Origin of the sequence: Seramator thermalis (assembly GCF_004138125.1) — a bacterium.
Taxonomy (GTDB): domain Bacteria; phylum Bacteroidota; class Bacteroidia; order Bacteroidales; family Dysgonomonadaceae; genus Seramator; species Seramator thermalis.
Genome location: NZ_RXHS01000002.1, coordinates 70198 through 94392 on the forward strand (window position 1 = coordinate 70198; position 24195 = coordinate 94392).

The 24195-nt window shown below is 41.4% G+C and carries 19 protein-coding genes; 9 read left to right on the plus strand and 10 right to left on the minus strand.

The features are described from left to right. The 5 genes from EJN84_RS02390 (at position 1) to EJN84_RS02410 (ending at position 5772) form a co-directional block, all read left to right on the plus strand. Positions 1 to 1293 carry an efflux RND transporter periplasmic adaptor subunit gene (locus tag EJN84_RS02390; protein WP_129593940.1) on the plus strand — a complete coding sequence of 431 codons (1293 nt, stop codon included), beginning with the start codon at positions 1 to 3 and terminating at the stop codon, positions 1291 to 1293. Between the two features lie 11 nt (positions 1294 to 1304). After that, complete coding sequence (locus tag EJN84_RS02395) at positions 1305 to 3800, plus strand: heavy metal translocating P-type ATPase (RefSeq protein ID WP_129593941.1); 2496 nt, start codon at positions 1305 to 1307, stop codon at positions 3798 to 3800. Between the two features lie 4 nt (positions 3801 to 3804). Further along, positions 3805 to 4599 carry a cation transporter gene (locus tag EJN84_RS02400; protein WP_129593942.1) on the plus strand — a complete coding sequence of 265 codons (795 nt, stop codon included), beginning with the start codon at positions 3805 to 3807 and terminating at the stop codon, positions 4597 to 4599. Between the two features lie 2 nt (positions 4600 to 4601). Then, complete coding sequence (locus EJN84_RS12480) at positions 4602 to 4808, plus strand: GDCCVxC domain-containing (seleno)protein (protein ID WP_116496662.1); 207 nt, start codon at positions 4602 to 4604, stop codon at positions 4806 to 4808. Between the two features lie 304 nt (positions 4809 to 5112). Continuing rightward, a complete protein-coding gene (locus EJN84_RS02410; RefSeq protein WP_129593943.1) occupies positions 5113 to 5772 on the plus strand; it encodes a hypothetical protein in 660 nt (219 codons plus the stop codon). 314 nt (positions 5773 to 6086) lie between these two features. On the opposite strand, the gene ltrA (EJN84_RS02415) is transcribed toward EJN84_RS02410, so the two are convergent. Further along, positions 6087 to 7388 (minus strand): group II intron reverse transcriptase/maturase, encoded by a 1302-nt coding sequence (gene ltrA, locus EJN84_RS02415; RefSeq protein WP_238943903.1) that lies wholly within the window; start codon positions 7386 to 7388, stop codon positions 6087 to 6089. A gap of 755 nt (positions 7389 to 8143) precedes the next feature. Between ltrA (EJN84_RS02415) and EJN84_RS02420 the strand changes: the two genes are divergently transcribed. Continuing rightward, on the plus strand, positions 8144 to 9076 hold the full coding sequence (locus EJN84_RS02420) for an NAD-dependent epimerase/dehydratase family protein (RefSeq protein WP_129593944.1): 933 nt from the start codon (positions 8144 to 8146) through the stop codon (positions 9074 to 9076). A 298-nt stretch (positions 9077 to 9374) separates the two neighbouring features. On the opposite strand, the gene EJN84_RS02425 is transcribed toward EJN84_RS02420, so the two are convergent. The 8 genes from EJN84_RS02425 to EJN84_RS02460 all read right to left on the minus strand — a co-directional run bounded on the left by EJN84_RS02425 (position 9375) and on the right by EJN84_RS02460 (position 19236). Then, positions 9375 to 10547, minus strand: a complete 1173-nt coding sequence (locus EJN84_RS02425; protein ID WP_129593945.1) for an IS91 family transposase — start codon at positions 10545 to 10547, stop codon at positions 9375 to 9377. Then, on the minus strand, positions 10544 to 11449 hold the full coding sequence (locus EJN84_RS02430) for a tyrosine-type recombinase/integrase (protein ID WP_238943904.1): 906 nt from the start codon (positions 11447 to 11449) through the stop codon (positions 10544 to 10546). The genes EJN84_RS02425 and EJN84_RS02430 overlap by 4 nt, the downstream gene beginning before the upstream one ends. Positions 11450 to 11692: 243 nt before the next feature. Beyond that, positions 11693 to 13795 carry a type IA DNA topoisomerase gene (locus EJN84_RS02435; protein ID WP_129593946.1) on the minus strand — a complete coding sequence of 701 codons (2103 nt, stop codon included), beginning with the start codon at positions 13793 to 13795 and terminating at the stop codon, positions 11693 to 11695. A 29-nt stretch (positions 13796 to 13824) separates the two neighbouring features. Then, positions 13825 to 15315 carry a DUF3945 domain-containing protein gene (locus EJN84_RS02440; RefSeq protein WP_129593947.1) on the minus strand — a complete coding sequence of 497 codons (1491 nt, stop codon included), beginning with the start codon at positions 15313 to 15315 and terminating at the stop codon, positions 13825 to 13827. Between the two features lie 230 nt (positions 15316 to 15545). Further along, positions 15546 to 16790, minus strand: coding sequence for a group II intron reverse transcriptase/maturase (ltrA, locus tag EJN84_RS02445; protein ID WP_129594178.1), 1245 nt, complete (start codon positions 16788 to 16790; stop codon positions 15546 to 15548). A 661-nt stretch (positions 16791 to 17451) separates the two neighbouring features. Continuing rightward, the gene (locus tag EJN84_RS02450) at positions 17452 to 18249 is read right to left on the minus strand and encodes an ImmA/IrrE family metallo-endopeptidase (protein WP_129593948.1); all 798 of its coding nucleotides are present in this window, start codon (positions 18247 to 18249) and stop codon (positions 17452 to 17454) included. Next, on the minus strand, positions 18236 to 18577 hold the full coding sequence (locus tag EJN84_RS02455) for a hypothetical protein (RefSeq protein ID WP_129593949.1): 342 nt from the start codon (positions 18575 to 18577) through the stop codon (positions 18236 to 18238). The genes EJN84_RS02450 and EJN84_RS02455 overlap by 14 nt, the downstream gene beginning before the upstream one ends. 5 nt (positions 18578 to 18582) lie before the next feature. After that, positions 18583 to 19236, minus strand: coding sequence for an RNA polymerase sigma factor (locus EJN84_RS02460; RefSeq protein WP_165004010.1), 654 nt, complete (start codon positions 19234 to 19236; stop codon positions 18583 to 18585). Between the two features lie 361 nt (positions 19237 to 19597). Between EJN84_RS02460 and EJN84_RS02465 the strand changes: the two genes are divergently transcribed. Genes EJN84_RS02465 through EJN84_RS02475 form a run of 3 tightly spaced genes read left to right on the plus strand, consistent with a single transcriptional unit; the run spans position 19598 to position 21843 of the window. Next, positions 19598 to 20293: a multiubiquitin domain-containing protein gene (locus EJN84_RS02465; protein ID WP_129593951.1), complete on the plus strand. Its 696-nt coding sequence runs from the start codon at positions 19598 to 19600 to the stop codon at positions 20291 to 20293. Continuing rightward, entirely contained in the window at positions 20268 to 21440 is a 1173-nt protein-coding gene (locus tag EJN84_RS02470) for a ThiF family adenylyltransferase (RefSeq protein WP_129593952.1), read from the plus strand. The genes EJN84_RS02465 and EJN84_RS02470 overlap by 26 nt, the downstream gene beginning before the upstream one ends. Then, positions 21427 to 21843, plus strand: a complete 417-nt coding sequence (locus EJN84_RS02475; protein ID WP_129593953.1) for a DUF6527 family protein — start codon at positions 21427 to 21429, stop codon at positions 21841 to 21843. Before EJN84_RS02470 ends, EJN84_RS02475 begins: the two co-directional genes overlap by 14 nt. A gap of 294 nt (positions 21844 to 22137) precedes the next feature. On the opposite strand, the gene mobC is transcribed toward EJN84_RS02475, so the two are convergent. Then, on the minus strand, positions 22138 to 24147 hold the full coding sequence (gene mobC, locus EJN84_RS02480; RefSeq protein ID WP_129593954.1) for a conjugal transfer protein MobC: 2010 nt from the start codon (positions 24145 to 24147) through the stop codon (positions 22138 to 22140). Positions 24148 to 24195: the final 48 nt, after the last annotated feature.

Consider the following 24195-nt stretch of genomic DNA (forward strand, 5'->3'; position numbering starts at 1 on the left):
ATGAATACAAAAATAATTATAGCATTGATGGCAATCGCCACATTAATATCGTGCAACACAAAAAACAAAACAGCCGGAGAAGGCGAAGAACACGAAGAACATAGCCCCGAAGGCATTGTGATATTAAATAAAAACCAACGGGAAGCCCTGAAATTAAAATTGGGGTCTTTTCAAATGCGCAACCTAACCACGGTAGTAAAGTCAAACGGGCAACTCGAAGTACCTCCTGCAAACAGCGCCGATATTACAGCTGTTATTGGCGGGAATGTAAAAGAGATAAAAGTATTCCATGGCGACCGGGTAAGCAAGGGTCAATTATTGGCAGTACTTGAACATCCGGATTACATTGCCTTACAGGAAAGTTTTGCCGAAGTTGCCAACAGGCTTGAATTTCTGGAACAGGAATTTGAACGCCAAAAAGAATTGTTTGAAAACAATGTTGGTGCAGGCCAAGACTTCCAACAGGCAAAAGCGGAATACAATACGGCAAAAGCAAAATACGAAGGATTAAAATCACGCCTGCAATTGCTGAATCTTTCGCCCGATAAAATTATGCAGGGCAATATTTCAAATACCATAAACATTAATTCACCAATAAACGGTTTTGTAAATGAAGTTAATATAAAAGTAGGCTCTTATGTTGATGCAAAAGACATACTGCTTGAAATAACTGACAACACCGCAATTCATGCCGATTTTATGGTTTATGAAAAAGATGTGCATTTGGTAAAAGAAGGCCAGAAAGTTCATTTTACGGTTTCGAACCGCCCCGATGAAGAATTAACAGCAACCGTTTTTGCCATTGGAAAAGAGTTTGAGGCCAATTCAAGGGCAGTTCATATCCATGCAAAAATCAATGAAAAAGTTTCTGGGCTTATACCCGGCATGTACATTTCGGGGCATTTGCATACAGATGAAAAATATACCAGGGCTTTGCCCAACGATGCCATTGTTTCCGAAGGGACAAAATCCTTCATTTTTATTTTGGACAATGAAGCTATTGAAGAACAAGGGCACAGCGAAACCGAACATGCCGGACACGATGAGGATAAAGAAGCACAAGTTGAAGAAGGAAATCATGAGGGGCATGAACATGGCGATGCAGACGATGATGATGCAACTCAAGAAAAGATGGCTTTCAGAATGGTAGAGGTCATTCCCGGTTTAAAAGACGAAGGTTATACAGAAATACAACTGATTAACTCCTTACCTGAAAACACACAGGTGGTTTTAAATGCGGCTTACTATCTATTGGCCGATATGAAAAAAGAAGAAACTGAACACGAACATTAAAATTTTATGAGATGAAAAAACTGAAATTAGAAATACCACTCATTTTACCCGAAGTGCCGGACGAAAAAGACCAATGCGTTCAGGAGCTTATCTCAATGCTTCAGGAGCAAAAAGGACTGGAAAAAGTGCACGTATCAGAAGCTGCTGATAATGGTGTACCCCAGCTTTGTTTTCATTACGACCCGGAATTGATTTCCATGGACCGCGTACGTTCAATTGCCCGGCAAACCGGGGCATCCATTACCGAAAAAATCGGGCACAAGCTCATCGGCGTAGAAGGTATCCGCCACCCGCGCCATGCGCGCGGCATCGAGCGTAACCTGCGCGACTTAAACGGTATGATTGAAGTATCGGTTTCTGCCTCGGGAATGGTACGGGCTGAGTTCGACACAAGCCAGATGGATGAAGCGGCAATCGTTAAAGCCTTACGAAAAGAAGACCTCGGAATAACTGATACTGCCTTAAAAGCCGGGGAATATCTTCGCGGCATCAAAGAAACAGAGAAAGCACCGAAAGACAAGAAGCCTGAACACAAAGAAAAAGAAAGAGAAGAACATGAACATACCCATGGCGGCCTGTTTGGTAAAAATACGGAGTTGGTTTTCTCTATCCTTTCGGGAATATTGCTGACCATTGGTTTTGGCCTTTCTTTCGTAGATGCAGTCTCTTCATGGGTAAGCCTATCGTTGTACATCGGAGCTTATTTCTTTGGCGGTTTCTACACTACCAAAGAAGCGTTCGAAGCCGTACGTAAAGGTGGATTTGAAATTGATTTTTTGATGCTGGTTGCCGCTATTGGTGCAGCTATACTGGGTGCATGGGCCGAAGGCGCTTTGCTGCTGTTCTTATTCAGTATGGGCCATGCCCTCGAACAATATGCCATGAACAAAGCCCGTAAATCTATTGCTGCTTTGGCTGAACTTGCCCCTAAAACCGCCTTTCTAAAAAAGAACGGGAGGATTGAAGAAGTAGGTGTTGAAAAACTGTGTATAGGCGATATCATCGTGGTGAAGCCACACAGCAAAATCCCGTCAGATGGCGTCGTGGTTAGCGGCGAAGGCAGTGTGAACCAGGCCCCCATCACGGGCGAAAGTATTCCTGTGGATAAAATACCGGTTGAAGATCCCGAAAAAGACTATTCCAACGAAAAAAACATCAGTGACGAAAACAGGGTTTATTCGGGCACAATCAATGGTAACAACACATTAGATGTTAAGGTTATTAAGGAAGCTAAAGATTCTACCCTCTCCCGTTTGGTAAAGCTTGTAAATGAAGCTCAAACGCAGAAATCACCCACCCAGCGGTTTACCGATAAATTCGAGAAATACTTCGTTCCCGCTGTTTTGGGATTGGTGGTTGTATTGCTCGGTGCTTTTTTGGTCATAGACGAAAATTTTAGCGACAGCTTTTACAGGGCCATGGCAGTCCTGGTAGCCGCCAGCCCTTGTGCTCTGGCCATTTCCACGCCCAGTGCGGTATTGAGCGGGGTGGCCAGGGCCGCAAAAAGCGGGGTGCTTATCAAGGGCGGGCGACCGTTGGAAGACCTGGGGGTTTTGACCGCCCTGGCTTTCGATAAAACCGGGACACTTACCGAAGGCAAACCAAAACTCACTAAAGTAGTTCCGCTGAACAATACCGATGAGAATGAATTGCTGATAATGGCAATTGCCGTGGAAAACCTGAGCGACCACCCCTTGGCAAAGGCGGTGGTAAGGGACGGTAAAAAACGTTTGGAAGGAAATAGTATTCCCGAGGCCACAGATTTGGAAGCCGTTTTGGGTAAAGGCATAAAGGCAGCACTGGGGAATGATAAAGTATATATAGGCAACCTGGAACTGTATGAAGCCCTCGATGATAAAAAACCTTCCAAAAACATTGTAGAAGAAGTAAAAGCCCTCGAAGCCGAAGGGAACACCACCATGCTTATTCGCCGGAATGACGATTATGTAGGCATCATCGCCTTAATGGACACCCCGAGGGCAGAAGCAAAAAGTACGCTGGTGCAATTAAAGAAAATCGGAATCAAACGGATGGTCATGCTCACGGGCGACAACCAGAAAGTGGCCGATGCCGTTGCCAAAGAAATAGGCTTGACCGATGCATGGGGCAGCCTGTTGCCAGAGGAAAAAGTAGATGCCATAAAGAAACTGCAAGAGCAGGAATCGAAGGTGGCAATGGTAGGCGATGGCGTAAACGATGCCCCCGCAATGGCCAATAGCACCGTGGGCATAGCCATGGGCGCGGCCGGTTCTGATGTGGCACTCGAAACCGCTGATATTGCCCTAATGGGCGACAAACTGGAAACCCTTCCCTTTGCTATCGGCCTGAGCAGAAAAGCAACAAGTATTATAAAACAGAACCTCTGGATTAGCCTGGGTATCGTTACTTTACTTATTCCGGCAACCATCTTTGGGCTGGCCGGCATAGGCCTTGCCGTAGTTATTCACGAAGGTTCAACCCTTGTTGTGGTATTTAATGCCTTGAGGTTGTTGGCCTACAAAAAATAACTATATGCAAAAGAGTACATTTCACATTTCCAAAATGGACTGCCCTTCCGAGGAAACCCTTATCAGGATGAAACTCGAAGGGCTTTCCATGATTAAAAGTTTGGTGTTCGATATTGAAAACCGAAAACTTACTGTCTTTCATTCTGAAGAAAGCTCTGAAATTGAGAATCACCTGAAAGAACTCAATTTAGGGTCGCAACTCCAAGAAACAATTGTTGTCCAAGCGGATGAATTCAAGGACAATTCATCGGTACAATCGAAACTCCTTTGGACGGTTTTGATTATCAACTTTGCATTTTTTATTATTGAAATTACCACGGGTTTTATTTCTAAATCTATGGGTTTGGTTGCCGATTCGTTGGATATGCTGGCAGATGCACTTGTTTATGGTCTTAGCCTTTGGGCTGTCGGTTCAACTGTGTTCCGTAAGAAAAAAGTGGCAAAGCTGAGTGGCTATTTTCAACTGGCTTTAGCATTGATTGGGCTTATAGAAGTAATACGCAGATTTATCAGTTTCGAAGCTGTGCCGGATTTCAAAACCATGATTATTGTTTCCATATTGGCATTAATTGCCAATTCCGTTTGCCTTTATTTATTACAAAAATCAAAAAGTGAAGAAGCACACATGAAAGCCACGATGATATTCACATCGAATGATATTATTATCAATACTGGTGTTATCGCAGCAGGAGTATTGGTTTTGTTGACCCAATCAAAGTATCCTGATTTAATCATTGGTGCAATTGTTTTTTTAATTGTGGTCAGGGGGGCTTTCAGGATATTAAAACTTGGAAAATAGATATGGAAGTAATTTTAGAGTCAATAATAAGCTGTCCAAATTGTGACTTTCAGAAGAAAGAAACCATGCCCATGGATTCTTGCCAATTCTTTTATAAATGTGAAAATTGCCATACCATTCTGAAACCAAAACAGGGAGATTGCTGTGTGTATTGTTCGTATGGTTCGGCAAAATGCCCTTCCATTCAAAAGAATGAAAGTTGCTGCTGATTTTTTAACAAAACGGAAATGCAACTGAGTTCCTACAAAAAGTATTTTCATTATATTTAACATTTGGTTTTACAAATACAACATCAAGTTGAAAAATAGCAGTTGTAAGTTTGAAAAATGCAATAGTAGAAAGGAAAAAAAGACTGGCAAGTAGGGGAAATATTGCAGTACGGTCGGAAAAATCAATTTCAAATCCGAATAGAGAAAATGTCGGTGGGAGTAACGCAATTGTAAGACTGAAAAACAGAATTGTAAAAGGGAAAAAACCAAATGTAATTAATTATTAACCTTTAAAAATTTAATTATGGCATCACGAACAAAACTTACAGACACAGCAACTTTGGAATTGTACCGGGTAGCTTTGGAAAATGCGGAGACCCAACCTGAAATTGCGGCTATTATGGCTGATTTAGGTTATGATTCAGTAGTTATCGCAGAAGGTAAAGCATTGCTTACAAAAACCCGGACTGCATACGATGCAAACAAAACCGAAGATGATGAAACATCTGCCGCTTACGCAGATTTTTCAAGTAAAAAGGAGCAATTAGAAGACACATTTAACACCCATCGAAAAAAAGCTAAAGTTGTATTCCGAAATGATTCATTAATCGCAGATAAATTAGCCATTTCAGGCGTAATGCCACGGACATATATAAAATGGTTAGAAGCAGCAAAGAAGTTTTACAGTGTTGCATCTGCCGATTCTGCTATTCAAGGTAAATTAGCTCGTTTAAAAATATCAGTTGACGACTTGACAGCAGCAAACACCCTAATATCTGGATTAGAAGCAGCAAGAGCAATTTATCTGAAAGAAAAAGGGGAATCACAAGATGCAACAAAAATAAAAGATGCTGCATTTGCCAAAACAGATGATTGGATGAGTGAATTCTATGCAGTAGCAAAGATTGGTTTAGAGGATAATCCGCAGTTGTTAGAAGCATTGGGTAAAACAGTGAGAAGCTGATGGAAAAGCCCACCCTATTTGTAAGCACATTGGCAAGCCCCACGAGCTGCCGCACGACCAAAGCTTGCCAAAGAGCTTACAAAGCCAGCCCAAGTAACCGCCTTTAAGGGCGGTTTTAGGGTTGCCCTCCCACAAAAAAAACAAAATAAATTTGTGCTCCGTTGACAGTTTCGTGCGGACAGAAAAGACAATTAACAAAACCTTAAATGACTGAAAAACAGACTGGAAGAATCAACGCCCAGTTGCTAATCGAGTAGACTGCCCCGCCAGCCTTGGCTGACGGGGAGAGCCTCTCACACCACTGTACGTACGGTTCACGTATACAGCGGTTCGTTAAGAAATGGAGCAATTTTCTGATAATAAGTAAACATAGGTTCGTAACCGCGTTGTTGCAGACGTTCCACCGTGATGGTGGTTTTCAAAATAGGGCTACAGGCGACCGCCCATGTACCCATTCGGCTACGGCTGTGGCTGTATGCGTGTTCAAGGTCAACGCCCAAACGTATCAGGTTTTTCCGTCTTCGTTCGGATTTCTTCCATTGTTTCCAGATACAGCAACGTAACCGGTTACGCACCCACCCATCCACATCTTTGAGTTTTTCCTGGATACTTGCCATGCGGTAGTATTGAAGCCAGCCTCGCTGTACTTCTTTCAGTTTGTGGATACGCTCATCGAAACTGGCGGGTGTGGTTTTTCGGGTGATGGCTTTGAGTTTTAGTTTCAGGTTTTTCCATCCTTTGCCGCTTACCACCAGCTGGTATTTGCCTTTTTCCCCCTTTTTGTAAGTGGGCACAAAACCATATCCTAATAGCGAAAAGTTTACGGGGCGACGGATTCCACTTTTCTCCCGATTAATAGGCAGGTGTAGTTTACTCTTTAGAAAGAGAAAGATCTCGTTGCCTGTTTTGCGGGCTTGCCATTGGCTTTTGCAATAAATGCTAAAGTCGTCAGCATAGCGGACAGACTTTAATCCACGTCTGTCTAATTCTTTATCCAATTCATCTAACATGATATTGGAGAGAATCGGGCTCAGCGGACTGCCCTGTGGTACTCCTTTTCGGCGTTTGACTAACTTCCCGTTGATTAAAATCGGCGCTCGCAGCCATTTGCGGATAAGACGCAGCGTAAGCGGGCATTTTACCTTGCGATACAACAATTGCAGCAAAATGCAGTGGTCTACTTCGTCAAAGAAGCTCTTCAGGTCAATGTCTACTATATCCTGATAACCATTGTTTATATACTCCAATGCTTTGAGTACCGCTTGCAGGGCATTCTTATTCGGGCGAAATCCATAACTGTAATCCTCAAATTCCATTTCGAACCGGTTGGCTAAAACTTGCCCTACGGCTTGTTGAAGCATTCGGTCAACCACGGTAGGCACACCTAAAAGACGTGTCTTCCCATTTCCCTTGGGTATCTCTACCCCCAAAATGGGTTGTGGCAAGTAAGTGCCATTTAACAATGATTGCCCTATACTTTCCCTGTTCTTTGTCAGGTGGTCGTATAGTTCGCTTACAGGCATCCGGTCAACTCCTGCCGAACCTTTGTTCTGCCTGACCTGTTGCAATGCACGCATCATGTTGTGACGGTTAATCACTTGCTCGATCAATTCCATTTCGTTTTTGTTTGCTCATTTAATCATCTTCTCTTGCCCTGTTTCGCTTGCTACAGGCTATTTCATTGCTGAAAATCCATGTCGCATTAAAAACTTCTTAACGTTCAGTCCTTCATTACGTTCGTGAGACCTCCGACTCTCTGGATTTCTATCACTTGCCGGCTCGTTTTCCGTAATTACTATGACCTCGGCTGACTTCTCATTACATTTTACTGCTTAGAGATCTCCCCCGGTAAGAGCTTTTTCCTTCCTCCAATCCCTGCGGTATCTACATATCTGTCCACAAACTACCTTTTGGGCGTTACAATGATGTGGTTGCTTACCCAAGACAATTATGCCTCATATACCGTTTCTGTTCGTCAGTACCGGATTTTGCAGTCTCGCTTCCTTCACTGCTGTCGTCACCAACAACCAGCATGCGACTTGCTAATGCTTCGGGCACGACCCCGTGCATAAGGGACTTGCACCCCCTGGAAAAATACACCTGCTTAGAGCATTGTTTAACCAAAATTATTTGTAATTTTGAAATTTTACTGTTGCTTGCAGCAGGTGCGCTCTGCTCATGCAGGGCGCACACATCATGTATAAAACATTGGGGTTTAAGTGGTTATATGAAAGTTTCTGCCCCACATTAGCTTTTGCAACGGCAGACAGAGACGAAGCCCGCAATCCCCAACGTTTCATACATGTGACCGTTGGCGGTCATTGTAAAAAACGACATCCTTTCACAAAAACCAAATATATAATTTAACTTAATGACACAAACGATATTAGGAGCAAACGGGGCAATTGGAATCGAACTTGCTAAAGAGTTGACAAAATACTCAACTGAAATAAAATTAGTGAGTAGAAATCCAAAAAAAGTAAATCCAACTGACATTTTATTTCCCTCTGACTTAACTCAAAAAGAAAATGTATTCAAATCAATTGAAGGTTCATCAATCGTTTATGTAACTATTGGTTTTCCATACAAAACAAAGATTTGGAAACAAAATTGGGTACCTTTTATGCAATCAGTTATTAATGCTTGTTTGAAATACAATTCAAAACTTGTTTTTTTTGATAATATTTATGCAATTGGTGGAGACAATGTAAATCATATAACGGAATCATCACCTTTAAGTCCAACAAGCAAAAAGGGAGAAATTAGAGCCGAAATAGATAAACAGATTTTAAAAAGTGTTAATGAAGATAATTTACAAGCAATTATTGCAAGAGCCCCCGATTTTTTTGGTGGCACTTCACGCGCAAACAGTATAATTATGAACTTGGTTTATGACAAATTTTTAAAAGCTAAAAAAGCTCAATGGTTTTGCAATGCAGAAAAAGTACACAGCTTTGGTTATGTGCCAGAACTTGCAAAAGGAACTGCAATGCTCGGTAATACAGAACAAACATACAACCAAATATGGAACTTACCGACTGACTCGCATAAAATAACAGGAAAGGAATGGATAGAACTTTTTGCAAGAGAAATGAATTGTGAACCAAAATATAGCATTTTACCCAATTGGTTGATTAAAGGGCTTGGGATATTTGTACCAATGATGGCAGAATTAGCCGAAATGAATTACCAATATGACCGAGACTATTATTTTGACAGCTCTAAATTCAATAAATTTTTTAATTATAAACCAATATCAAACGAAGTTGCTGTAAAACAAACAGTAGAAAAATTAAAAAAATAGAAGGAAATAATAAACAACGAACCGCCAATAAATAGGACTCTGAGCGGTCGGCACGACCCAGCGATGAGTCGGTGTTGAACTACACCCACCGTTATTCAGTGCTATGTACTTAATGAAAGTTTTTGTTTTTCTGAAGGAAAAATAGACAAGCGATCTTTGAAATTTTGCAGGTTTTTGTGCTTTCCGGAATCAGTTTTTATGGATCAATCAGGATTAAGAGAAGTTTCTGTGATCGCTTATTCTTAACAAGATGACATATCCTACCCTGTGCACCTTTAGGCGCATTTGGTTTTGATAGTTAAAGTTGGGGATGAGTCTGTATGAAAGTGGCTCCTGGAGGAGAACGTATGGGAGGCAGCTTTCTGATTCTAATCATTTGACCCATTTTACACACCGGACAATGACAAGGATTGATACCGGTAAGTCTTTCGAAACGTTCAATGTTCGATTCAATCGTTTTCCGGGATTTTGATTTGTTATTGCCTTCGGATTCATCTTCTACCCTGAACTTGATTCCCAGATTCCGTTTTGCCGTGTGGTTGTAGATACCGTAACGTCGGATTTTTACAAATCTGCGTGGGAGGATGTGCTGGGCAAATCTGCGCAGGAACTCCACATCACCGAGAGTGATGTACTTTTTAGCCGCTCCTTGTCGGTAATCCCTGGCAATAAAGGTTACTTTTTCATCAGTGATATTCACGATACGCTGGTTAGTGATGGCAACCCGATGGGTATATTGCCCCAGGTATCTCACCACATGTTCAGCACTTGCCATCGAGGGCTGACAATGGACCACCCAGGGAGTGCTATATGCACGCTGAATCTGGTCATTGAAGAGCATCAACTGGTTTTGTTCGCGCAAAGCACGTTTGAGGCTGTCCAGGAACTTGGATTTAAACGCACTGCTCATCTGATGAACAGGATAAAGGAACTTCCCTCCATGACCGATATTTTTCCACCGTCCATCCAGGGAGTATCCGGTAGCCGGGACGAGACAATGGATATGCGGATGAAGTGTGAGGTTCTGACCCCATGTGTGAAGCACGGCTATTGCTCCGGTCCCGACACCATAGTGCGAGTATCCAGAGCTGTTCAGGGTGTGCCATACGGCCGAAAATAGCAGGTTGTAAAACATCCTTCCATTATGCAGGCAAAGGACATTTAAATGGTCGGGCACAGTGAAAACGACATGATAATGCCTCACGGGCAGTGTGCTTTGCACCAACTCGTCAACCCAGAAGGCTTGTTTGGCTGCCTGGCATTTGGGACAATGCCTGTCGCCACAACTGTTATAGCTATAACGAATCGTGCCGCAGTTGTCACACACCTCCTCGTGTCCGCCAAGAGCAGCGGTTCTACAGAGTGCAATTTTAGCAAACACCTTTTCTTGAAGGGGAGTAAGCTTTCCGCGGTCATGCAGCGAAGGAGCAAACCGATGAACCACATCGGCCAGTTCAAACCTTGTTCTCATTTTTTGGTGAAGTTGTACAAGGAATCGAGCGGACTGTGTGGTTTAATAAGCGGACATTGAGCTACGTGAAGGTAAATCATGGTGGTGGTGATATCGGCATGACCGAGCAACTCTTTCAGGGTAACAATGTTCAGCCCCTGTTCAAGCAGGTGGGTGGCATACGAGTGTCGTAGTGAATGAAGGTTTACCTCTTTTGCGATGGATGTCTTTTTGAGGTTCTCACGCATCACCCAGGAGAGCCCGCGCACGCTGTATCGACCGTCAGGTTCTTTACCGTTGAACAACCAGAGATGAGGGTTTTCGGCTTTAAGGTATTTTCTCAATCCCATAGCCATGCTGTCAGCCAATGGAACAACGCGATCTTTCTTGTACTTGCTCTGGCGGATATGAATGGTTCTACGCTCAAAGTCGATATCGGAGATCTTCAGGTTAATCACCTCCTGGCCTCTCAATCCGGCCGAATAAATCAATGTGAGCACTATTCGTTGTTTGAGCAGTGTAGGGGCAGCGAACAACTCTTTCAGTTCTTGCCGGTTCAGTATCACGGGCAGCTTCGAATCTTTTTTAAGTGATGGCAAAGCGATGGCTTCACGATTCATACCCAACAAGCGATAATAATAGCGCAGCCCGTACACCATATGTTTAAAACTGCTTCGCGAGGGAGATCGGGGATCACGCGCCAATGCGGCCAGGTATTCATTGATCTCTTCGGGATCAATCTTCTCGGGAAGCTTGCCAAAATGAATGACAAAAAGGGCAATTCTGCGGATGTAGTTTTGTAAAGTACTCCGACTCTGCCCCCGTAACGTAACCTGTTGTTCCAGTTTGTGGACAACCATTTCAAACTCAGGAACAAGCACAATAGCCTGCTCGACAAAAGTAAAACCTGATTTCTTTCTCATATTCGGGAATTTTTGTGATGAATAATCTTCGAATATATAAAGAATCAGGTACTTTTGTCAAATGCTACCCGCGTATGCGGGTTTAGTTCAACAAGCGGTAAACATAATGTGGCTGAAAAGAGTAAAAGGCACTGGGGTATCCCTCCCCAGTGCCACCACTAAAAAAATTCAATAGCACCTGATTTAACAATTACTCATCAAACCTGTGACGTATGAACTTTCTTAGTGGCAAAGATAGCGATTTTATTTGCGTTTTTTATTGAAGCCTTTCTTCGGAAGAAACTCAAATACCGTTTTATACTCCGCATCAAAAGCTACCGCAGCATCAAAAGGTTTGTTTTCTTTGCTCTTAAAGCCTTTGATAGTACCTGTTTTGCCTTTGGTAAGCAAGTCTTTCAGTTGACCATCGGTCAAGTCTTTGCTTGACTTGTTCCGGAATACGGTCAATCCGCAGGCTTCGTTCTGACACTTGGCGACTTTCTGATAGAAAACAACCTGACCGTTTTTACATTTGGGACACGGACAGCATTCACGTTGACTACCGCCGCCTTCGATTTTAATATCCAACAATTCGGAAGTAATCTGTGTGGCATACACTTCAATTCCCCTGTGGAACGTATCGGCATCCATTTCGCCTTTTTCAATGCTGTTCAAGGCTCTTTCCCATTCGCCCGTCATCGAAACGTCCGCAATTTTTTTACTCTGAACAGCCAAATAGACGACCAACCCTTTATTGGTCGGAACGAGGGATTTTTTCTCACGTACAATATATTCACGGGAGAACAGCGTTTCTATAATACTCGCACGGGTAGCAGGTGTTCCGATACCTGATTCTTTGATTGCTTCCCGTTCTTCCTCGTTAGTAAGGTCTTTACCGCAGGTTTCCATTGAAGAAAGCAGACTACTTTCTGTGTGTAACGGTCGGGGCTTGGTTTGTTTCTCCAATAAGTCCGTTCCGTTAATGGAAAGGACATCGCCATTAGATAAAGACGGAAGTGCCGGAGCATCGTCTTCGCCTTTTTCTTCATCGGGTGCGTTCAATACGGCACGCCAACCGGGAGTAAGGATAACACTACCTTTGACCGAAAACAAAATGCCCGAAGCATCCAAAGAAACGCTTGTGTTTTCTTTGGTACATTTATCAGAAAAGGCTTCCAACAGACGGGCGGCAATCATATCGTATATAATACGTTGGTCGGCTAAAATATCTTTCGGCGTGTTTTCCGTGATTATCAGTGCGTGGTGGTCGGTAACTTTTTTGTCGTTTACCGAACGCCTGTTCAGACTTGCTCCCGATAACGTTTTTGCATAATTGCCGAATGAAGCATGATTGGATAGCTGACCGATAAGGGTAGGTATCTCGGCAAACACATCATCGGAAATATAACGGCTTCCCGTTCTCGGATAGGAAATGAGCTTCGCTTCATAAAGCGATTGTGCAACCGACAGGGTTTTATCTGCTGAAAAACTATGGCGGCTGTTTGCTTCTTTCTGCAAGGTGGTCAGGTCGTAGAGCAATGGCGGTTCCTGACTTCCTTGCTTTGTTTCTACGTTTACGACGCTGACGGATTCTGACGAGCGGATACGCTCTAAGATTGTGTCTGCGTCCTGTTTCGTATTGTATCGTTCTGTGGAAATAGCGGCGAACTGTGTTGCATCTTTTGCCGTGTGTAACTTTACCTGAAAATAGGTTTGCGGCTTGAACTCTTTGTTTTCGAGGTATCGGTTGCAAATCATGGCGAGTGTGGGTGTTTGTACACGACCTAACGACCATACCCCGTAGCCTGCCGATACCGAAAGGGCTTGTGAAGCGTTTATTCCGACAACCCAATCGGCTTGGCTCCGGGCTTTTGCTGAAGCGTACAGGTTGTCGTACTCTTTTCCCGGACGTAGGTTCTCCAATCCTTTGCGGATAGCCGAATCGGTAAGCGAACTTATCCAAAGGCGGTCGAAAGGCTTACGGCATTCCAGATAATTATATATGTAGCGGAAAATGGCTTCGCCCTCTCGACCTGCATCACAGCAATTTATAATGAGGTCGGATTTATTAAACAACTCTCTGATAACTTTAAGTTGCTTTAATGCACCCGCATCGGGTTTGTATTCTTTGCCGTCCTTAACCTGACGGGGCAGCAACTTAAATTCTGTGGGGAGTATCGGCAGGTTTTCAGCCTGAAATCCTGTGATACCATAATCCTGCGGCATTGCCAACCCTACGAGGTGGCCGAATGCCCATGTAACAGCATATCCGTTACCTTCCAAATAACCGTCTTTGCGGTTACTTGCACCAACGATAGCCGCTATATCACGGGCTACGCTTGGTTTTTCTGCAATTATTACTTTCATTTACTATTGGATTTTTTTAGTGGTTGATATTACATTTTATGTCCTGTGGATTTTTTTACAGGCTTTTTAACTCCTTGCTGTTGCTTTTGTTCTTTGTTCTGATTCTCGGTAGGCTTTTGCTGACCTTGTTTCAATGGTTCGTTGGAATGCTTGGTAGCTTCGTTGGTTTTGCCCTGCGAATTGACTGCTACCTGCGTTTTGCTTGCTTCGGCAGGTTTTACTTCCGCACCCTGTTTCTTCGCTCGGTCGGGATTCCATTTGAAAAAGTCGAGTTTGCCTTTTTCGGTATTGACCTTTACATAAGCGTTGAAAGGCTCGCCCTTTCCGTCTTTTACCATGCCTTGAACATAAGTTGCTTTTCCCTCACGAAGCGTATTCTGCTGCTTCTCGCTCAAATCAACTCCTAATAGATTTTTAGGAATACGGACTTTATTTTGCTGTTCTCCGTTTTGGTTCTGCTCCTGCTTGTTGTTTTGCTGATACTTATTGCGGTTTAATCCGTCGTAGGAAAAATCATAACCGCCTTTGGCAGCATTGAACTGAACATAAGCATCGAATTTTCGGAGATTGTCCGTACCGATTGTATTTTTAGAGGTCATGCCCTCGATTAATACTTTCTTTCCCTCTTTGAGCGACTGTTGTTGTTCAGGAGATAGTTCCGCACCTTTCAGGTTTTGAGAAACGGTAAGTTTATCAAGCGGTACAGCTTCCAAACGGTTGGTTAGTTTGTCAATAGATACAAGCGACGGAACTTTTTCGCCTGGTCTTGGTTCCAGTTCGACTACACGACCACTATTACCCGTTGCCAGTAAGTTTTCCTTTACATCGTTCGGTAGCATAATTCCCTGAAACGGCTTTTCCAAATCAACTTGTTGTTGCTGTGGATGCGGAACGAATTTCAGGCTGCCGTCGGGTTGTTCTTCCAATGACAGGCGGGCTTTCATCGGATAATCCACGCCCTCGATTTTGGGATTGATATCCACCAAGTGCGGGGACTTATACCCATAACTCATGGCTTTGAGTTCGCTCTCTAAACCTTCGGGCTTAATGCCGTACTTCTGATATTCGCTTTCAGGAATACGGTTGGTGTCGAATTGCTTAAATTCGGCTTTCTGTTCGGTTGCTGTGTCCATTTTTTCTTCTTTCTTTTCGGGTTGAACTTGTTTTTCACTCTCTTTGGTCGATTGCTCCTGCTGATTCATATAATCTTTCGGATTGATACGATACTTTTGCAAGTCTTCTTCGTTGATATGCAGGATTTTGTCAAGCATATCGACAGTTACGGCATAAAATCCCGTATGTGAGGGATTTTTAGCCTGATTAAAGAAGTTCTTGAAAAAGTTTTCGATAGGGTCGGCGTGTTTATCGATTTTGAGAAAATCGGTTTCTTTCGCCTTCATGGGGTCAATGGCATCAATTTTTCCTTTCTTATCAATGCCTTTCACTACTTTGAGTTTGTTGCCTTCTCCTTCATCTCGCATCAGGAGAACTTTGTCTTTTGGATTTAATTTTTCATCCATGATTAAACTGTTTTTTTGTTCTGCATCACTATTAATGCAGAATAAAAGTAGGCTTAATCAGCGTGTTAGCGGTTGGTTTTTTGTGAGGTGGCAGTGTGTGGCTTCGATTTGGCAGCGTGTGGCGTTGGGAATTGATAATTCACCAAAATGGAAGATAATCGAGTAGGTAGGGGGATTACTCCCCCGCCCTCTCACACCACCCGGCTTGCTCTCGCACCGGGCGGTTTCTTTTAATTGTTTAATCTCTCGTAATTTAATGTGAGGTTGTATAGACCTACTGATTCAAACCATTTATTGCTAAGAGCCTGATGTGTTTGGGGGCAACCTGACTTGCGCCAGTGTCCTTTACCCGAGAGAGCTAATATCCAGCTTTGCCAGCTATCAACTCCCCGACTTTCAAGGAAACGTTGCAAGGTGATTACCCTTTTGCACTGCTTTAACCTGTAGCACCGAAGTTTTCTGCGTATCCATGAATCGAGATTCTTTAATAAGCCTTTACATCGGGCATAACGGAAGTAGTTCAGCCAGCCTCGCATAAGGGGTTGCAATTCGGCAATTATTTGCTCAAACTTCACGCCTCTGTTACGTTTGGTTATACTGCGTACTTTGTCCTTAAAGCGTTCAATGCTTTGCTTTGCTATGGTTAGATAACCATCGATTTGGATGGTGTGACCTAAGAATTTGGTTTGAAACACTTCGCAAACCTGACTCTTGTCTCTGTTGACAAGTAGTTTTAGTTTGCTATCGATAAAGTTACTTACCGATTCCATTACTCTCTCGCCTGCCATTTGGCTGCGTACGTAGATGTTGCAATCGTCAGCATATCGAACAAATTTGTGTCCTCGTTTCTCTAACTCTTTATCCAGTTCATCAAGAACTATGTTGGATAATAAGGGGGAGAGAGGACTGCCTTGGGGCGTCCCTTCGATGCGTTGGCTGACAATACCCCCTGTCATGATTCCGCTCTGAAGGTATTTGCGTATCAGCTTCAAAAGGGTTTTATCCCCAATTTTCTGTGATAACATATACATCAGACGGTCATGATTGACAACGTCAAAGAATGTCTTTAAGTCGATATCCACAACTATCATCCTGCCTGTCTGTACGTATTCGCAACCTTTCTTTAGTGCATCATGTGCACTTCGCTGAGGACGGAATCCGTAACTATAGTCAGAAAAATCTCTTTCATAGAGAGGGCTTAAGACTTGGGAAATGGCTTGCTGGATAACCCTGTCGGTTACCGTAGGAATGCCCAGCCTGCGTTTACCGCCGTTAGGCTTGGGAATCTCAACCTGCTTAACGCCTTGGGGAATATATGTTCCCTCACGGAGTTGTGATAGTAAGGATTCGCCATGAGTATGATACCACGTGGCAAATTCATCTACTTTCATCTGGTCTATTCCTGCTACACCTTTGTTGCGCTTTACCTGTTTGTAGGCTTGGGTGATATTGCTGTGACACAATACCGCTCCCATTAAATCAAGGGTTAAGGCTCGTTCTTGTTCGCCTGCTTCTTCTACTTGCAACGCCTTTGATGTATTAGCTCGGCTTACGGCTTCACTATCTACACAAGGGCATACAGAATCCTTGACTGCTAATGTGAACAGGTCTGACTGGTATGCTGTAACTTGCTGTCGCTTCATAGAACAAATTTTGAACTAACTGCTCCTTAAATTAAAAGATTCAGACCTTCTTTTATGAGTGTGCACTTCATAAAATACTATGTCTTCTGCTGACTTCTTATAAGACTTAGAATTACATCGCTATAAGTCCTGCACTGTTGGTGCCTCTTATAAGACCTCTCGGGATAAGATATTAAACTTTCACTGCGTTCTGCCTGATTTACTCATAAGAGTTACGGTTGAAGTTTGGGCGTTCCCAATCCATTGCTCGGTTGCCCTCCCAAATGAGCCTTATATCAGATTTCTGTGCGTCAGAACCTCAGTTTTGCTGATGGCTTCTTTCAGATTTGCAGTTGCCCGCAACACCCTTGCCAGTCGCTAATGTTTCCTATCAACTCGGCACATACAGGAACTTACATCCTGCAAGCTTAATACCATGCCCGACATACAAAAAACTGCCACCCTTTGAGGAAAGGTGGCAGCAAATGTTTTGAAGTGGCTTTAGATATTTATATTATTGCCAAATAATACTTATAGCGATTTTGCCATAATTTGGGAAAATGCACTTTTCAAAGAGTTTAATTCCTCTTATGTCATCATATGAGCTAAACCATTCGGAAGCTTCTACAATTTCAGTATCATCACATTTGAGTCCATTATTAAAATAATCTCCAGCAACAGTAAGAGGAGGAGTCTTTTTTGACGAATGCTCAATGAAATACTTATATGGGAAATCATTTGATTTCCAACTATATTCAATCATATTATCTCTTGAAAAAACTACCATAATAGGGTATGCGTCAATTTCTATATATTTAAGTAATGTCGCAGAAAGACTTGTTCCAAATTCCTTTGTCAACGATTCTATCAAAGAAAAATCAAATTTTCGTGTTTGAACAGCTTGTTTAAAACGAGATGTTGGCATTAGTAAGTTTGAAGCGAAATGATCAGCCTCCATTTCTACGATATTTTTCCTCTGGAATCTGTAATATGATTTATGCAAAGACTTCCCTTTTTTTAGAGCATTACGATGTTCATCAATAAAAAAATGTCCTAATTCATGAGCAAATGAAAATCGAAGTCGTGCATTGTCTGTCGATTGAATATTTTGTGTATTCAAATAAACATGAAAATCTTTAGAATCATGTTCTAAAAGACCATCAAAACAATCTCCATATTCTCCATAATTATACGTTACACCAGATTTTTCGGCAATGAGTTCTGGCAACACCATACTATGTGGACAATAATCAATAGATATAAATTCAGCTAATTCAGCTAATTCTTTTTTTCGAGCATTATCTATTGTCATTCTTCTTTTTCTTAGCTTCTTCTTTATCTCTTTTCATTTTCGCAAGCATATCTTCTGGGATATCTTTCCCTTCTCTTGCAGCTAATGCCCAATTCCTTTCTCCCTCTGAATTGTCTATTGCAATTACTCTTTTCTTTAGTGTCTGCTTTTTGTCCTCAAATACAAAATCAGGAGATCCTAATTCTTTGGGCAAAGGAATATAGTCTATATTTTCTTCAAAAACGGACATCTGTTCATCTGTTGTAGGGAATAGGTACCCATGTGATTTCAGTGCATTTTCAAGATATGCTTCAAAATCCGCATCCTGTATTTTTATTTTTTTTGTCATTGTTGTTATGATTTAATCGTTTGACAAGTGGAGTTTTGGATAATATGCGCTTTAATTTTATCCAAAGCTCTTTTTTTGATTTGCCTAATATTAGCAGGTGTAGTCGAGTATCTATTGCTTAACTCACTTAAAACTTCATCCGGCAAATGTTTATTTTCTTCCTGATATAGAAAACAGGTAAGTAAAATTTCTCGGTCTCTTTCAGATAACAAACTCAATGCATCATTTAAAATTTTCTTTTGAGGTGTCTCGTAATCAACAATATCATCTTCAATATCAGAAGTAGAAGTTATTACATCCTCTTTCAAGGGGATATTTTTTCTGTCATTCAGATTATATTCTTTGATTAAATCAAGAGTCTCGTTATAGGCTATTTTTGACATCCATGTTGACAACTTACTTTTCTTAGAATCATATGTTGGATGCGCATAAATAGTCATCATAGTGTTACTAAAGACATCTTGTGCCAACTCCGCTCCGTTCTCAATATCTAACTTCGCGCAAACGCCATAGCATAAAGACCATAGCAAGTTCTTGTATCGCTTATAAAAAATACGAAAAGCGTCCTTTGCCTCAGCCTCATTTTCTTCCTTATAAGACATTAAAACAAAGAGATCTTCATCTGTGTATGAAATATCTAATTGTTTCTTGTTTTGCATAACATCCATATTTTGACAATCTATATTAATATACTCGTAAGCGTGACCAATTACGATAAACTGCTAATTTTCTGCAAAGTTAGCAAAAATGTCACGCTTATGAGTATAATGGTTAAACTAATGCAGAGAATAGATAATGACCGATATGATAACTTATAGCAAGACTTCATTAAAAGACAAAAGCTCCTGCAAAGCTTTCGATTGGAGTGATAAGAGCGAGTTATGGTTTTATAGAGGTTTCAAGTTTAACATATACAGAGTAAAAGCAGAGATAATATATTATGGTCATCAGTCGCAACCAACCTTCAATGGGAATAGTCGGCTTAATAGCTAAAATACAAATTAATTAAATAAATTGAGTATGAATGTACATGACGGGGCGCCGGATACGCAAAAAGAAAAAATCCCCTTGAAGTTTGTTATTGAGGGAAAAGAGTATGAAACCTGTGAGCAATACCTGACAGGTGCAGAGTTGAAGCAATTAGCGGGCATTCCTTTGGAAACCGAATTGTTTCTATCTATTAGTAAGCCGTATAATGACGAACTGATAGAAAACGATACGCGAGTAAATATAGCAAGACCGGAAACGGAGTATTTTTTTGTGAAAAAGAAATTGCACTTCACTATCAATGGAGTTCCTTTTGTTTGGTACAAGCAATATATCCGTGGCGTACAAATTCGAGAGTTAGGAGGGATTTCGCATAATGATGAACTATATCTTGATATTCCTGATGGTTGGAACGATGATTTCATTGAAGACGATGAAATTGTTGATTTAGCTCGTCCGGGTGCAGAACACTTCATTTCTAAAACCAAACAAAAGGAGTTTAAAATCATAGTAAATGCTCGTGAAAAGGCTTGGTCGCAGGCTACCATATCTTTTGAACAAGTCATTGTATTGGCATTCGGTTCCTACGACAATAATCCGAATAAGGGTTATACCGTTACTTATAGTAAGGGGCCTAAGCCTAACAGGGAAGGTTCTATGGTGAAAGGATCAGTTGTTGATGTTAAAAATAATATGATATTCGATGTCACAGCAACTGATAAATCATAGTCAAGACCTTAAGCGTCTTAGAGACGAAGGTTACGAAATAGAGGTTCGTGGTGGACATTTACTTGTCCACCATATTCCCTATGTAAGAAGCGATAAGACTATACAGTACGGAATACTAGTGAGCACGCTTACTTTGAAGAATGGAACCACTACTGCCACTCCTGATAATCATGTTATTTATTTTATTGGAGACAACCCTTGTAATGACGACGGGACGATAATAACTGCAATACAACACGATAATTCAGCCAAGAATTTTGGAGGCATAGCAATAAATCGCTCTTTCTCGAATAAGCCTCAGCAAGGCTATCCTAATTACTACGAAAAGGTGAAACGGTATGCAGATATTATTTCAGCTCCCGCTAAGTACTCGGATAGTACAGTAACTGAAAAAACGTTCAAAGTCATACCTGACAATGCAAATGAAACGGTTTTTCAGTACATTGACACTAACTCAAGTAGAGCAAATATAGACTTGATTAACTCTAAATTTAATGGGCAAAAAATCGCTATTATCGGGCTGGGCGGAACTGGTGCTTATGTATTGGATTTGATAGCCAAAACTCCTGTTTCCGAAATTCACATTTTCGATGGAGACGACTTCGATCAACATAATGCGTTTCGCTCTCCGGGAGCTGCTTCAATTGATGATTTAAATAAGAATCAAAGGAAGGCTGAATATCTTTCCGGTATTTACGCTAATATGCACAAGCATATAATCCCTCACAGTTATTATGTACTGAAAGACAATATCCAAGAGCTCGACCAAATGTCTTTTGTTTTTATTTGCGTTGATAAAAACAGTGTTCGTAACATGATAGTTAAGTACTTAATTCACGCAGGCATACCTTGTATTGACGTTGGTTTGGGTGTAGAAACCGTAGATGATAAGTTGCGTGGAGCTACAAGGGTAACGACTGTAACTAAAGCAAAAAACGACCATTTTTCCACAAGAGTATTTGCAGAAGACAGTGAGAATAACGATTATGTAACAAACATTCAAATAGCCGAACTCAATTCGCTAAATGCGTGTTTCGCTGTAATCAAGTGGAAAAAATTAATTGGCTTTTATGTTGATCAAGAATGTGAGCACAATAGCATTTTTACGATAGGGACTTCAAAAATAATCAACGATGATGCAACATAGGTTTGTCGAGATTATTCCCGATGCTGTCGAAGATGATGTGTTGTATATTTCTCTGAAATACTGCACAGCCATACACAAGTGCGTGTGTGGCTGTGGAAATGAAGTGGTTACGCCTATTTCTCCTACGGATTGGAAGTTGATATTCGATGGAAAAACGGTTTCTTTATCTCCTTCTATAGGCAATTGGAACTTTAATTGTCAATCTCATTACTGGATTAAAAGGAACGAAATCGTTTATGCCAGAGAATGGGATAAAGAAGAAATTCAATTCGGCAGGGCAAATGATGAAAAGCGAAAAGCAAAGTATTACAATAAAGAAAATGAGAGCGTTAGTTCTGTTACAAAAAGACCTAAAAAGAAAAAGAGATGGAAGAAGTTCTTAAAATCAATCTTTTCTTTTTGAAGTAATCATTTATAAGGTTGAGTACGACAGAAAAATAACTTTAAGCAGGAATCAATCCACCTGCATTGTTCGGATTGAAAGCTAAATTTTACAGGTATGGCTAAAAAAGTTACCAGTAAATCCGCTGCCACAGCCGCTTCTAAAGTTTTGAGAGATGGGCGAACAAGTGCTACAAGCAAGACCGCTGCAGGAAGTGCTCTCTCTCAAAGAGAAAAAAGCGGAAAACGAAAATGAGCAGCATGATTAAAAGAGCGTAGAAGATTAAAAAACTACGCTCTTTTTTACATTTTACATTTATTCCCCTTGCTGTAACAAATGAGCCAACGCAGGGTCATTTTTTATTCGTTCCAATTCTTCGGCAACAATCTGTTTCGTTTCCTCCTTGATACGGTTATAGTTGAGTTGTATCTGCTCTTTCATCTTATTCTCTCCGTTTTCGTCTGTGAAATCAGTAATTACAGGAATGGATTGATACGCCTTTGTTTCGGCAGCAACTTTCGCATTATCCACAACGATTTCACAATGGAAAATCTTCTGCTCGATACGTTCATCAAAGTTGTCAGAAATCGCACCGACAAACATACCTTGTGTAAGATTGGATATTTTGGACGGAGGTATCAGGCTGTCCATTTGGGTACTGATAGAAGTTGATTTATCATTACGATTGATGGTCATAGACTGACGTTTTTGTAATACTTTTCCAAAGCGATCAGAAAGCGTTTTGGCTGTTTCGCCTACTACCTGACCGGAGAAAATATTACCAACCGTATTCATCACTACTTTCGCTTCCTTGTCGCCGTAATCCCTTGTTAATTGGCTGAAATCTTGAAACCCTAAAAGCACTGCAACTTTATTACTTCTGGCGGTTGCTATCAGGTTGTCCAATCCTTTGAAGTAAATTGTTGGCAGCTCGTCAATGACTACCGAACTTTTCAGTTGTCCCTTTTTGTTGATTAATTTCACGATACGAGAGTTGTAAAGTCCCAATGCCGCACCGTAGATGTTCTGCCTATCGGGATTGTTACCGACAACCAACACTTTCGGATCATCAGGATTGTTTATATCAAGCGTAAACTCATCGCCACTCATAACCCAGTACAACTGGGGTGAAATCATACGGGATAGTGGGATTTTTGCACTGGCTATCTGTCCCATTAATTGGTCGGCAGCACCTCCCAACCATGCGTCCATAAAAGGACTAAGATAGTTTTCTAGTTCAGGATATGAGGTGAGAATTGGGAAAATATTTTCATAACGTTTATTCAGGAACTCAATTGCATGAGGGAACGTACAATATTTTCCGTTCTGATAAATGCGTAAATACCAAATTATAGAAGCAAACAGAATTATCGGGGATTCCACAAAAAAATCGCCTTGTTTTTGCACCCATGTTTTATTGAGATTGAGCATGATTGTGTAGGCACTTTCATAAGCATCGGATATATCCGTCATAAAATCGGGATTGATCGGATTACAACGGTGTGAACGTGCCGGATCGTCAAAGTTTATCACATAAAAGGTAGGGACTTTAGTATAGCCCATTTGATTGTTCAATAAATGGTTATAGGCGATTGTAGAGAGATCGGGGAATTTAAAGTCATACACATACATCGAGAATCCTTTCTCAATTTGCTGTTTAATGTACTGATTAACAACGGCGTATGATTTTCCACTACCCGGAGTACCTAACACAATACTGGCACGAAAAGGATTTACTACGTTTATCCAACCCCGCCATTCCTTTTTCTTGTACCAAAACTTTGTAGGTAAGTTCACAGAATATTCACTCTGTAATAACCGAGTTTCCTGCATAAAACTCTCGTTCTCTGTGTTGAAAACGTCGTCGAACATATTGTTCTTGAGCAAACGGCTGATCCATAATCCGCCAACCAATAGGAACAGATAACCTGCTACCATTGTCAGGATATAAAAACCTGTTGTCGCCGATGCGGTTAACGGCAGGTCGAGTATCCACCAGTTCATAAAGAACAGGATAAAACCTATTGTCAGAAAAACATAGATTTTCGACCAAGTGATTTTTTCCTCTTTAACGCCCTTTATCCCCAAACAGGAAAGAGCAAGGAAAACAACGGCAAATAATTTCGTGTAGAGAATATTGCCGAATAATCCGGCAGTCCGATCAAAGTTCAGTAGAATCTTATCTACTACTCCGATGTTGATTCCCCATTCTCGAATGGCATAATAGCAAAACCAGTATATGTTCATAACCACGAACAAAATACTGATTGCCCGCATAAACTCCATGACTTTAGCAAGTCCTCTTAAATCGTCTTCTTGTTGCATTTTCTTAAAAATTAAATTGTTTAAGAAGCGAAAGTATAGGGGATATGT